This window comes from Paludisphaera mucosa, from assembly GCF_029589435.1.
GTDB lineage: Bacteria > Planctomycetota > Planctomycetia > Isosphaerales > Isosphaeraceae > Paludisphaera > Paludisphaera mucosa.
Genome location: NZ_JARRAG010000002.1, coordinates 3,889,950 through 3,902,585, shown reverse-complemented (window position 1 = coordinate 3,902,585; position 12,636 = coordinate 3,889,950). Strand labels below are relative to the sequence as shown.

At 72.0% G+C, this 12,636-nt stretch carries 7 protein-coding genes; 2 read left to right on the top strand and 5 right to left on the bottom strand.

Annotated features, from left to right (window positions below; genetic code table 11):
* Nucleotides 1-11: 11 nt before the first annotated feature.
* A complete protein-coding gene (locus PZE19_RS24760; protein ID WP_277863282.1) occupies nt 12-2,861 on the top strand; it encodes a sigma-70 family RNA polymerase sigma factor in 2,850 nt (949 codons plus the stop codon).
* A 94-nt stretch (nt 2,862-2,955) separates the two neighbouring features.
* On the opposite strand, the gene rpsG is transcribed toward PZE19_RS24760, so the two are convergent.
* On the bottom strand, nt 2,956-3,429 hold the full coding sequence (gene rpsG, locus PZE19_RS24755; RefSeq protein WP_277863281.1) for a 30S ribosomal protein S7: 474 nt from the start codon (nt 3,427-3,429) through the stop codon (nt 2,956-2,958).
* A gap of 99 nt (nt 3,430-3,528) precedes the next feature.
* Nucleotides 3,529-3,936, bottom strand: a complete 408-nt coding sequence (rpsL, locus tag PZE19_RS24750; RefSeq protein ID WP_277863280.1) for a 30S ribosomal protein S12 — start codon at nt 3,934-3,936, stop codon at nt 3,529-3,531.
* A 297-nt stretch (nt 3,937-4,233) separates the two neighbouring features.
* Between rpsL and PZE19_RS24745 the strand changes: the two genes are divergently transcribed.
* A complete protein-coding gene (locus PZE19_RS24745) occupies nt 4,234-5,358 on the top strand; it encodes a glycosyltransferase family 4 protein (protein WP_277863279.1) in 1,125 nt (374 codons plus the stop codon).
* 8 nt (nt 5,359-5,366) lie between these two features.
* On the opposite strand, the gene PZE19_RS24740 is transcribed toward PZE19_RS24745, so the two are convergent.
* The 3 genes from PZE19_RS24740 to PZE19_RS24730 form a co-directional block, all read right to left on the bottom strand.
* The gene (locus PZE19_RS24740) at nt 5,367-9,821 is read right to left on the bottom strand and encodes an ion transporter (RefSeq protein ID WP_277863278.1); all 4,455 of its coding nucleotides are present in this window, start codon (nt 9,819-9,821) and stop codon (nt 5,367-5,369) included.
* 86 nt (nt 9,822-9,907) lie between these two features.
* Complete coding sequence (locus PZE19_RS24735) at nt 9,908-11,002, bottom strand: dipeptidase (protein WP_277863277.1); 1,095 nt, start codon at nt 11,000-11,002, stop codon at nt 9,908-9,910.
* Entirely contained in the window at nt 10,999-12,621 is a 1,623-nt protein-coding gene (locus PZE19_RS24730; protein ID WP_277863276.1) for a glycosyltransferase family 39 protein, read from the bottom strand. Before PZE19_RS24730 ends, PZE19_RS24735 begins: the two co-directional genes overlap by 4 nt.
* Between the last annotated feature and the right edge of the window lie 15 nt (nt 12,622-12,636).

Sequence of the window (12,636 nt, the reverse complement as noted above, 5' to 3'; positions counted from 1 at the left end):
GGGCGCTCAGGATGCAGAGGACGTCGGAGGACGGCACGGTCCGGCGGATCGGGTCCCTGTACGCGACGGGCTCGGTCGGGTCGTTGAGCGACGGCCGGCTCCTGGAGCGGTTCGCGAGCCTCGACGGGGTGGATCGCGAAGACGCCTTCGCGGCGATCGTCCAGCGCCACGGGCCGATGGTGCTCGCCACCTGTCGGCGGATGCTGGGAGCGTCGGCCGACGTCGACGACGCGTTCCAGGCCGTCTTCCTCGTCCTGGCGCGCAAGGCCGGGGCGATCCGGGGGGTGGAAGACATAGGCGGCTGGCTCCGGGTCGTGGCCGTGCGGACCGGCCGCGAGGTCCGCGTGCGATCGGCCCGGATCCGGGCCCGCGAGGGGATCGCGCTCGACGTCGGTCGCGCCGCGGACGCTCCGGACCCCGACCTGTTCGAGCTGAAGTCGATCCTCGACGAGGAACTCGACCGGCTGCCCGCGCGGTTCCGCGAGGCGATCCGCCTCTGCGAGCTGGACGGCCTGCCGCGTCGCGACGCCGCCGAACGACTCGGCCTGGCCGAAGGGACGCTGTCGAGCCGCCTGGCGCGGGGGAGATCGCTGCTGCGCGACCGCCTCGCCCGCCGCGGCCTGGCCGTCGGCCTGCTCGGCGCGGTCCTGGCCTCCCCCTCCAAGGCGTCCCCCCTGCCCGACTCGGCCCTGCGACTCGCCTTGAATGCAACCCGGAACGGCGCGGTCCCCGGGACGGTCTCGGAGGCCGTCGCCTCCCTGGCCGAAGGAGTCCTCGCCATGCTCGCCCCCTCCCGATGGAAATGGCTCGCGATGGCCGCATGCGCCGCGGGGGCCCTCGCCCTGGGCTCAGGGCTCGGCTGGGGCCACGCCGCGCGTCCGAACGAACCCGCTTCGTTCCTGGCCGAGTCGTCGAAGCCCGAAGCGAGCGACGAGGAAACCGTCCGCGGCGTCGTGGTCGACGAGGCCGGACGGCCCGTGGCGGGGGCCGAAGTCTTGCTCAACGCCTACGGTTCGGACGAGCGCCGGGGGCTGACCGGTCCGGACGGCTCGTTCGCGATGCGGCCGGTCGACAGCCTGGGCGTCCTCGTCCTCTCCCCGGACGGCCGTCGCGTCGGCAAGCACGTCTACGCGCGTTCTCCTCTCCACGCCCCGCAGGTCGACCCGGCTCGGATCGTGGTAAGCCCGGGCGGGACGCTGGACGTCCGCGTGGAGACGGTCGGGGGGCCCGTCGGCGGGGCGATGGTCGAGGCCGTCTCCGATCGTTGCGTGGTCGCCCACGCCGAGACCGACTCCGCCGGCCGGGCCCGGCTCCTCCTTCCCACGGATGCCCGCGTCCAGTGGGTCGTCGCCCGCAAGGGCGGCGAAGGATTCGATTACGTGGAGTTCGGCGACCTCCTCAACGTGGCCACGCCGCAGGGCGTGCCCGCCGCAGAACTCCAGGAATCCGTCACGCTCGAACTCCGCGAGCCCTGGACGGTCAAGATCCGACTTTTAGGCGAAGCGGGCCCCCTGGCGGACGTCCCGTTGTTCGTCCCCAGCCTTCGAAGCGACTCGCGCCGCTCCCTCATCAACTTCCGAAGCCGTCTGATGGAGGCGACCACGGGGCCGGACGGCGTCGCCGTCTTCGACTGGCTCCCGACGTCGCCCTCGCGGACAGTGTTCTACCCGGCTGATGGTTCGCTCTCCCGGCGATCGATCGAGATCGACCCCGAAGGAGAAACCTCGGTCGAGCGGTTCGTGCACCGCATGGTCCCGGTCCGGGGCCGCGTCGCACTCCCCGACGGCTCCCCCGCGCGCGGGCTCACGGTCCGGGCGGTGGGTTCGGGGTGGGATCACAACCACGGGTCGGGCTGGGCTCGTACGGCCGCGGACGGGGTCTACGCGATGAACGTCCCGCCGGGCGAGAGCTATTGCATCTGGGTCGAGCACGAGACGTGGGCCGCTCCCTCCCTTGAGGGCGTCGAGCTGAAGGCGGGGGCGCTCGTCAACGGGATCGACTTCAAGCTCGCACGGGGTACGGTGATCCGAGGCCGGGTGACGTTGGGCCCTGAACGCGGCCCCGCATCGGGCGTGGCCGTCTCGGCCAGCGAGGACATCGGCTCTCTCCCCCCGCCGGTGGGGATCGGCGAAGTTCGGATCCGGCCGGGCTCACCAATCGTCGGCGCGAGGACCGACGCCGACGGACGGTACGCGCTCAATGTCGGCCCAGGAAACTATCGGCTGACCTTCGACTCACGTCCGCCCGGCGAGATCTTGCAGATCTCGGGTCAGGCCGAGGAGGTTCGCGACCATCACCTCGACCGCCCCAAGCGACGGCTCCTCGTCGGCCGGGTCGCCGATGAGGCGGGCGGAACGGTCGCGGGAGCGGTCGTCGAGATCGGTCCGGAGCCGACTCGATTCGTGACAACCGGCCGCGACGGACGGTTCTGCGTCGAGGTCGATCGTTTCGAACAGGCCCTCTACGTCACGAATCGCGACGGCTCGATGGCGACGAGCATCGTCGTCGCCCCCGAAACGTCGGAGGTTACGATCGTCGTCCGCCCCACGGCGAGGGTCGTGGGAGTCGTCGTCGATGGAGCGCGCAACCCCCGGCCGGCGATGAAAATGCTTTGGTTGCGGCGGACTCAGGTCGGTCGCTGGGGGCGATTGGATCGGGTGGTCGGCGGGCTCACGTCCACCGACCACGCGGGCCGCTTTTCGTCGCCGCCGCTTCTCGTCGGCGAGGACTATGAAATCCGGCCTTGGCCCGCCTCATCGGCCCCGCCCGATTTCCGGGTGGGATGCAACCCGATCCACCCCTGGGGGGCTGGCCGGCTCGATCTCGGCGAGATTCGAATCCCCGTCGCCCTGCGGCACTGAAAGGTGCAGCGGGGAGCGGTTCGAAACGCGAAAGGCCGCCGACGCGAAACGTGGATCGCGTCGGCGGCCTTCATTGATTCGTCGCCGAGGGGGATTACCAGGCGAAGTGGGCGAAGGCCTTGTTGGCCTCGGCCATGCGGTGGACGTTCTCGCGGCGGGTGACGGCGTTGCCCTCGCGGTTGAACGCGGCGACCAGCTCGTCGGCGAGCTTGACGGCCATCGGGCGGCCCTTCTTCTCGCGGGCGGCCATGAGGATCCAGCGGATGGCCAGGGTCTGCTGACGGGTCTTGTTGACCTGCATCGGGACCTGGTAGGTGGCGCCGCCGACGCGCTTCGAGCGGACCTCGATGATCGGCTTGACGTTCTCGACCGCGCGGGTGAAGACGTCGATCGGCTCGTCGTTGGGCAGACGCTTCTGGATCAGCTCGATGGCATCGTAGAAGATGCGCTGGGCGACGCTCTTCTTGCCGTTGTGCATCACGCAGTTGATGAACTTGCCGGCCAGTTTCGATCCGAACCGCGGATCGGGCCTGAGGTGGGTCTTGCTCGCCGTGAACTTGCGGGCCATGAATGTCGATCCTGCGGGAAAAGGGCACGAGGTTCGGGAACGGTTCCGTCGACCCGGCGCGAGCGGTGGCTCAGAGCGTTCCGGGGCGAGGGGTTCGACTTACTTCTTCTTGGCTCCGCCCTTGGCGGGCGCTCCGGCCTTCTTCTTCTGGGCGCCGTACTTGGAACGGGCCTGCTTGCGGTCGGCAACGCCCTGGCAGTCGAGCACGCCGCGGACGATGTGGTAGCGGACGCCCGGGAGGTCGCGGACGCGACCGCCGCGGATCAGCACGATCGAGTGCTCCTGCAGGTTGTGCCCCTCGCCGCCGATGTAGGCGGTGATCTCCTTGCCGTTGGAGAGCCGGACGCGGGCCACCTTGCGGAGGGCCGAGTTCGGCTTCTTCGGGGTCATCGTCTTGACCTGCAGGCAGACGCCCCGCTTGAACGGGCAACCCTCGAGCACCGGGGACTTCGTCTTGTACTGATAGGGCCGGCGCGGCTTGCGAACGAGCTGATTGATGGTCGGCATGTCTTCGTCGTTTCCCTGTCGTCCCTGTCTTGGTCCTGGTGGCGGCCGTCGGCCGCGACGGCCAGGTGCGACCGAATCGCCGCGAGGCGGGCGGATCCTCGGAACCCGCGACGTGTCGGCCCGAAACGAACTTTCGGACGACGCTCCCCGGCCGGATTGAGGCGGTCTATCCCGAGCCAAAGCATTTAGTGTACCGGTCGTGAGGGTGGTGTCAAGGCGATTGACACGATGTTTCCTCCGCCCGTACCATCGCCGCGGCAGGAACGCCCCCCCTCCCAAGACACGATGGAGCGTCGCTTGATCCGGGTCGCCTGGCTCTACGACATGAACGCGTGCTACGCCCCGACCGGCGTCACCCGGCACGCCCTGGCCCAGCTCGAGCGCCTCGCCGCGCGGCCCGACGTCGCCCTGAAGGTCGTCTCCGGCAAGATCGCCGCGCCGGAAGGCCGCGCCTACTGGCAGGGCCTGGGGACGACCCCCCGCCGCGAGCTGCCGGTCCGCACCCGCGACCTCCTGCGCTGGTGGCGCGTCGCCCCCCTGCCCCCCATGGAATGGCTTTCCGGGCCGACCGACTGGGTCTACTGCCCGGCCGAGTTCCGCGTCCGGACCCTCAAGGCCCGCGTCGCCGTGACCAGCCACGACGTCCTGCAGGGCTTTCAGTTCGGCTCGGAGCGGCTCCGCAAGAACACGACGACGGCTTTCAAAAAGGCCGACCTGGTGCTGTCGGTCTCGGAGTTCAACACCGCCCGGCTGCTGGAGGCCGTCCCGGATTGCACGGGGAAGGTGGCCTACGTCCCCAACGCGGCCGACGACCTCTTCTTCGAGCCCTGCCCCGCGGCCGATCGCGAGCGGATCCGCGAGGACCTCGGGCTGCCGGCTGGGCTTCCCTATCTGTTGTCGGTCGCCAACTTCCAGCCCCGCAAGAACCTGATCCGGCTGATCCGCGCCGCGGCTCATTTAAAAGAAGTAGCAGCCGGCGAGCTGGCGCTGGTGCTGCTGGGCTCCGGGATCCCGGACGAGGAGCGGACGCTCCGCGAGGCGATCGCCGGCCTGGGCCCGAAGGCCGCGGTCCGGCTCCCCGGCTACCGCCAGGGCGAGACCCTCCGCGCCGCGTACGCCGAGGCGGCGGCCCTGGTCTTCCCGTCGCTCTGCGAGAGCTTCGGCATCCCGGCCGTCGAGGCCATGGCCCAGGGGACGCCCGTCGCCCTGGCCGACTCGACCGCGCTCCCCGAGATCGGCGGCGAGGCCGGCTGGTACTTCGACCCGGAGGACGAGACGGCGATCGCCGGCGCGATCCGCGACCTGCTCGACCGGGCCGACGAGCGGGCCCGTCGCGTCGAGGCCGGCCGCTCGATCGCCGCCGGCTACCGCTGGGACGCCGCCAACGACCGCCTCGTCGCGGCGATGACGGCGCAGGGCTGACGGCCGGTTCAGGCGTCGGAGGCGACGCGCTCGCGTTCGGCGTCGGGGCGGTCGGACCACCAGTCGGGGGCCGAGCCGGGGCCAGCGGCGGTGGCGGCGGGGCCCGACCGGGGTGCCGAGGGGGGCTCGTCGGGCTCGGGATCCTCGTAGCCGCCGAGGGACCAGACCAGCTCGCAGTTGTGGTGGACGTCGAGCATGGTCAGAGTCTGCACCGAGCGGAGGATCAGGATCTGGTCGCTCCAGAGGTCGGTCTTGAGCAGGACCTCGTGGAGCCGCGCGCGGACCTCGGCCCAGGGGTCGGCCCCCCCCTGGCCCATGACGACGCGGTACCATCCCCGGGTCACGCGGCGGTGGCGGCGGAGGAAGGCGACGATCCGCTTGCGGGCGGCCGGGTCGTAGGCGGCGAAGGCCGGCAGGTCGAACAGCCGCCGGAAGGCCGGCCCCTGGCGCGGGACGGGCCGCCAGAGGCGACGCGGGTTGACCACCGGGTCGGGCAGGCCGGGCGGCAGCCGCCTCAGGTCCGAGGCGGGATCGGCCGCGTAGGCCGCGAGGGCGGTGATCGCCTCGATCGACTGGCCGAGGGTGGCGAGGTCGTCGTGGTCGAGGACGCAGGCCGAGACGAGCGCCCGCAGGGCCTCGCTCGCCCGGTTCGCCAGGAAGGGGACCTCGCGCGAGAGGAACGCCGGCAGCTCGTCGAACGTCCAGCCGAACCGCGCCAGCCAGCGGGCCGTCCAGGCCAGCCGGCGCTGGTGGTCGCGGCGGATCCGCTCGGCGACGATCCGGTCCTTGCGCGAGGCCCCGATGAAGTCGAGGTCGGCCTCCATCGTCGAGTCGAAGCCCAGGACCGCCGGCGCGGTCGGCAGCTGCAGGCCCAGGTACTCGACGTCGAGCCGGGCCCGGAGCCAGAGCGACCCCATGAACACCGGCTTGCGCATCCGGTGGATCTTGCGGTGCGCGGCGGCGTAGGCGTCGGCCGGGACGTCGCGCTCGCGGATCACCTGGGGGTTGAGGATCTCGTGGACGCCGTCGTACACGCCCCGGACGGCGACCCAGACGCTCTTGAAGAAGGCCGCGGCCACGACGAACGGGAAGAAGGCGATCCGCCCGCCCGAGAGCCGGCTCTCGTAGAAGGCGTAGGGGTTGATCGTGCGCTGGGCGAGCGGCAGCTCCTGGAGCGGGAAGCTCCAGAAGGCCCGGCGGACGTTCTGCTGGCGGTCGCGGCGGACGAGCTGCGCGACCTGGGGGCCGAACCGTTCGAGGATCTCGGCGTCGCGGCCGGCGTCCTCGGCCAGGAAGTCGATCGCGGTGAACTCGACCGTCTCCAGGAACGCGGAGGCCTCGAACCGCCGCGCGGCGCGGGGGGCCTGCGGCGGCTCGGGAGCCGGCGACGACTCGGCGACGTTGGGCGCGGGCAGGCGGACCTCGTCGGGGGCGATCCGCAGCCGCTTGCCCAGCCACTCCTGGAAGGCCCGCCGGGCCCCCGGCGACGAGCACGCCAGGCGGTCGAGCGGGACGGCGTGGGTGTTGTAGTCCAGGAGCAAGACGGCCGTCTCCTGGACGATGATCCGCGTGATGTAGTTGAACCAGAGGTAGGGCCCGCCCAGCAGCCCCCCCGCCCGGCTCATGTCGAGCCGCCCCAGCGCCCGGTTCTCGCCGAGGAGGGACTCGATCCGGCTCCGCCGCAGGTTCGTCAGGGCGAGGTTGCCCAGGAGCTGGACCGACGTCTTGACGTCGCTGCGATGGAACGGCGAGCCGTCGAGGTAGTCCTGGTAGAGGAGGCGGATGTTCCGCAGGAACGACAGCTCGCGGTTGGCGAACCGGGTCTGGGGGCTGACGAAGATCGCCTCGACGTCGGCGGCGGCGGTGGGGACGTCGCGGTAGAGCCCGGGGACGTGGTCGTCGGACGACCGCAGGGCGATCTCGGGGTCGACGACCCGCTCGGCGAGGAACCGGGCGTCTTGCTCGCTGCGGCGGGCCTTGAACGTCTTCGTCTGGGCGGCGAACTGGGCCTCGACGAGCCGCTCGCAGAAGTCGGCCGACTGGTTGGCGATCCGCCGCAGCCAGGATCCCAGCGACCAGAAGCCCAGGCAGACGCAGCCGAGGACGATCACCGGCCAGCCCAGCTTCTGCTGTACGCCGTCGACGAACGGCCGGAAGGCGCTCAGGAAGCCGACGACGTTGACCGTCACGAAGAGGACGAGGAAGAGCGTCCCCAGCCAGAGCAGCCGCTTGGCCGGCGTGCGGGTCGCGTTGACCAGCGTCAGCCCCAGGCGGTCGAGGAAGATGGCCGGCGAGAGCGTCGCCTGAAGGTCGGCCAGGAAGTAGATCAGGTCCAGCCCGCGCTGGACGGCGTAGCCGACGTAGTTCGCCGCCAGCGCCACGGCCTCGGCCGGCGACTTCTCGCGGTGGGCGACCAGGCTGCGGATCAGCGGCAGCCGACGCACGATCGGGGCGTCGAGCACCCGGAGGTAGCCGTCGACCGAGGCGACGAAAGTCTGGCCCATGCGGTCGACCAGGGTCTCGGGCGTGAGCTGGATCAGCCGCTCGACGAGCGCCTCGACGGGGATCTCGCGGCCGTCGCGATGCTCGCTCAGGGGCTCGATCTGGCGGTCGGGGAGGAAACCGAGGCGGACGGCCAGGTCGGAGAGCCGCCGCGCCGCCAGGGCGTCCTGCTGCTCGCGATGGAGCCGGCGGCCGAGGTTCGATTCGGCGGCCTGGACCTCGCCGCGGAGCAACGCCAGGCGGTGGCGGTCGCTCGACTCGGCGCGGTTCGTCTGATTCGGCTCGAACAGGATCACGTTGCGGTTCAGGAGCCCGGCGTTCCGCCGCACCAGGCGGTCGCTCAGCCTCAGCGCGAAGAGCGCCAGCCTCGCCAGCCTGACGACGGGCATCGCCAGGCGGAGGAAGAAGAGGATCTCCAGGATCCGGGCGAACCGCAGGTAGCGCAGGAGCCAGAGCGTCTGCTCGCCGCCCGGCGAGAGCTGCTCGTCCATCACGAAGGCGAGGAAGCCGAACGGCAGCGACGCCAGGAAGTCGATCACGAAGTGCTGCACGAAGTAGACCCCGCGCGCCGGCGCGAGGGTCCACTTCAGCAGGAACTCGGCCATCAGGCCCGAGCAGACGGCCAGGTCGAGCCAGGCGAAGAGGGCGAGTCGTGAATGCGACAGGCCGCCCGAGCGGTCGAGGAGCGTCTCGCCCACGATCAGCAGGGACAGGGCGATGATCAGGGCGAGGACGACGTTGTCCAGCAGCGTCGCGCCGCGGCGGCCCAGCAGGTTCTGGAGCCGGAACGTGAGCAGCTTCTCCTGCCACTCGCCGCGGATCGTGCCGTGGAGCCGGCGGACGTCGCCGAGGGCGTCGTCCAGGCGTCGGCAGTCCTCGGAGGTGGGCCGCCTCTCCTCCGGGGCGCGGCGGCCGGCGCGGCGGAGGGTCTGCATCGTCGCCGTCAGCCGATCCATGTCCTCCTCGGCCGTCTCCAGGCGGAGGACCGCCCGCCGCATCGGGGCGTCCTGGAGGAAGGCGATCATCTCGGCCAGCTCGTCGCGCGCGCCCTGGACGATCCGCGCGCAGGCGGCCGAGGCCTGCGCGGGGGGCATGGCGAGCAGGCTCTCGTCGATCCGCTCGGCGACCTCCGCGCGCCGGGCCGCGAGGGCCTTCGTCCAGGCGACGGGGTCGTCGCCGGGCCGCTCGACGTCGGGGTCGATGGTCGGGTGGGAGCCGGAGTCGGACGCCGAGTCGTCCGCCGCGTCGGCGACCGGCTCCAGGGCCCCGACGCGGGCCTGGAGCCTCGACAGCTTGTTGCGGACCGCGGCCAGCCGCTCGGGCGCGGCCTCCTCCAGTGCGGCGTCGAGTTCCTTGCGGACGCGACGCTCCAGCAGGATTCCGCGCATCCGCTCGCAGCGCGCCCGCAGCGCCGCGCGGCGGGCGCGCGCCTTGGGGCGGCGGGGCTCGTCTTCCAGCAGGCGGCGGACCTTGGCCAGCTCGACCTCGAGCCAGGCCGCGGGTCCGGGCCCCGGATCGCCCTCCAGGCGGTCGAGCAGCAGGCCGAACCATTCGAGGTCGCCCCGAATCGCGTCCAGGCTGAGGAGGCGGCGGAACGGGTCGACCTGCGGGTTCGTCAGCACGGCCTGGAGCGTCGACCGCTCGCGGGCGATCCACTCGCGGAGCTTGGCCGCGGCCAGCCGCTCGGCCTCGCCGTCGGGCTCGACCTTCGCGAGCAGGTCGTCGACGGCGCGGCGGAGGTCGGCCAGGCCGCGGACCACCGAGCGGCGGATCCGGTCGCCGCCGGGATCGCCCGAATGGCCGTCGAACGTCCCGCGGATCCGCCAGCCGGCCTCGACGTGGGCCAGCATCCGACCCAGCCGCGCGGCGCGCACGGGCTCCCCCGCCCCGTCGTCGCCCTTCCGGGCCAGGGCGCGAGCCTGCTCGCACCACGCGCGCTCGTTCCACGTGACCTCGGCCACCGCTGGTCGCTCCGCCGCCATCCGGGATCGCTCCGCACGATCCATCATACCAAGACGTCGCGATCGACGAGGACGGTTCGCGGCGTTCAGGCGGGCAGATGCTCGCGGAAGAAACGGAGCCAGTTGCCGTGGAAGACCGCGTCGATCGCGGCGTCGGCGTAGCCCCGGGCGGCGAGCAGGGCGTCGAGCTTCTGGAGGTCGGAGATCCGATCGAGGCCGGTCGGGGTCTGCTCGGTGCCGAAGCCGCCGTCGAGGTCGCTGCCGATCGCGACGTGCCGGTCGTCGCCGGCGAGCTGGCAGACGTGGTCGATATGGTCGACCAGCGCCTCGAGCCCGACGACCGACCGAGAGGTTTCATGCCGGACCCAGCCGGGATGGAGCATCCAGGCGTCGAGCGCCACGCCGACGACCGCGTCGCGGGCGATCAGCAGCTTGAGCTGCTCGTCGGAGAACTGCCGCTGGGCGGGCACCAGGGCCCGGCAGTTGTTGTGGCTGGCCAGGACCGGGCCCGAGAAGGCGTCGAGCGCCTGGAAGAAGCCCTCGTCGGAGAGGTGGGTGACGTCGAGGATCATCCCCAGCCGCTCGAACTCGCGGAGGAGCTCCCGGCCGGCGGGCGTCAGCGGGCCCTCCCCGCCGGTGCCCACGGCGTATCGGCTCGCCCCGTAGTGCGCGAGGTTCGCCGAGCGGAGGCCGAGGTCCCACCATTCGTCCGCGCGGTCGGGCTCGACGATCGGGTCGCACCCCTCCATCGCCAGGATGAAGCCGATCGGGGTCGTCGCCGGGTCCGCATCCCATCGCGACCAGTGGTCGTCCAGCTCGGATCGGGTGCGGATCGGCCGCAAGAGCCCCCGGCGCTCCAGCCGCTCGTAGTAGGCGAGCTGGCCCCGGGCCGCGGCCGAGGCGATATCCTGGTTGCACCAATCGAGGTTCGCCCGGGGCGGCCCCTGGGCGAACTCGTCCCAGCGGCTGACGGCCTTGGCGCGGCAGAGCACGGTCGCCTGGCAGACGGCGACTCCCCCCCGGCGCATCTCGGGCAGGGTGGTCGTCGCCCGGCCCCGGGCGGGATGGTCCGTGAGCTTCGCCTCGCGGCCGTTGAGGGCGTCGAGGTCGAGCGTGACGTCCCGGTCCCATCCCAGGGCGTTCCAGGCCAGGTCGAGGTGGCCGTCGATCAGGGTCCTCATCGATCGGCTCCGCTCGCCGCCGGGGCCGGCGCGGTCGACTTGCGGCGGAAGACGTCGATCTCCTCGGCGACGTAGGCCAGCGCGACGCCCTCCTCGACGAGGGTCCAGTCCGGCGAACTCTTCAGGAAGCGCGACGCCGCGCCGTCGCCGATCTCGCGGTAGCCGCCGTTGAGCTGCTCGACGACCTCGTCCGAGCTGCGATTGAGCCAGCGGACGACGATCAGGTATTCGCCGGGGATCGACGCCAGGTCGGTCTCCATGAGCTTTTTGGGATAGTCGACGAGGCGGATGCGCCCGCCCTCCTCCCCCGTCAGGACGAACTGGGGCGGCCGGCCGCCGTATCGGGCTCGCAGCGGCGCGTAGACGTCCCAGGGGTTGCCCACCTCGTCATAGACGACGACCGTGTGCTCCGGGCCGAAGCGGCGGACCGCGCCGTCGACCAGGGCGAACCCGGTGTGCGCGAAGGCGTCGCCGCGGGTCGCCAGCGTGTAATCGCCGTACAGGACGGCCCCGAGCATCGCGGCGACGCCGACCAGGCTCGCCCGCCGGGCCCAGGGCCGCGCGGCGGCCAGCCCGGAGCCGAGCAGAAGGGCCAGCACGGGTTGGATCCAGGAGCTGTAATGCGTCGCCAGGGTGTTGAACGAGGCGTATCGAGACGCCGCCACGACGACGAGGATCCCCGAGACCCCGGCGATCAGCAGCCCGTTCCGCGCGTCGCGGCCGCGGCCCGCGGGGGCGAGGCAGGCGAGGCCCGCCAGCGCGAATCCGGCCGCCGCCGCCAGCGTCGCCGCCAGGCTCGGCCGCATCGACGCGTGGAAGACCAGACGGTAGATGAACCGGGCGACGTTGCGGAGGGTGCCGAACTCGGGCTTGCTGTCGGTCATGTTCACCGACGCCATGACGAACGGCGCGACCCCCCCGGTGGCCAGGGCCACGACCGCGCACGCCGCCAGGATCGGGGCCAGCCGCCCCCCCCGCCTCGGCGCGATCACGAGCGCGGCCAGGAACGCCCCGCCCGCCGCCACCAGCCCGAAGAAATGGGTGAAGATCCCGGCGATCGCGCAGGCCGTCATGCCCGCGAGCCACCGCGGCTGACGCTCCGCCGGCTCGTCCAGCAGCCGCGTCGTGCAGTAGAACAGGCCGGCCGAGGTCAGCATGAAGAGCGGATAGGCGCGGATCTCGACCGACGCCACCACGACGTTGGGCGCGAGCCCGAACAGGAGCGCCGCGGCCGCCCCCGACGCCGTCCCCCACGTCCGGCGTCCGGCCGCGAAGACCAGGAGCGTCGCCAGCGCCTTGAGCGTGACCCCCATGATCCGCATCGACGTCTCGGTCAGGCCGAAGACCCGCGACCAGGCCCAGCCGACCCAGTAGCTCAGGGGGGGCATGCGATCCTCGGCCACGCCGAATTCGTGCTCGTCCAGGTTCGCCAGCCAGCGGACCAGCGCGATCGGGTCGAGGGTCAACCCCGACATCTGGGTCGCCTCGTCGTTCCAGAGGCTCTGACGCGGCAGGAAGAGGGCCGAGCCGGCCACGCCCGCCGCCGCGCACAGCACCCCGAGGGCGAAGATCCCCCATCGTGGGCCGGTCCCCGTTCCCGTCGCCGCCGTCTCCGTCATCGAAGCGCTCCTGGG

Bases quoted from the DNA above. Each gene is read 5' to 3' on its own strand.
- rpsL (WP_277863280.1), bottom strand. From the start codon at position 3,936: ATGCCGACCATCAATCAGCTCGTTCGCAAGCCGCGCCGGCCCTATCAG.
- rpsG (WP_277863281.1), bottom strand. From the start codon at position 3,429: ATGGCCCGCAAGTTCACGGCGAGCAAGACCCACCTCAGGCCCGATCCG.
- PZE19_RS24735 (WP_277863277.1), bottom strand. From the start codon at position 11,002: ATGAGGACCCTGATCGACGGCCACCTCGACCTGGCCTGGAACGCCCTG.
- PZE19_RS24760 (WP_277863282.1), top strand. From the start codon at position 12: ATGCAGAGGACGTCGGAGGACGGCACGGTCCGGCGGATCGGGTCCCTG.
- PZE19_RS24730 (WP_277863276.1), bottom strand. From the start codon at position 12,621: ATGACGGAGACGGCGGCGACGGGAACGGGGACCGGCCCACGATGGGGG.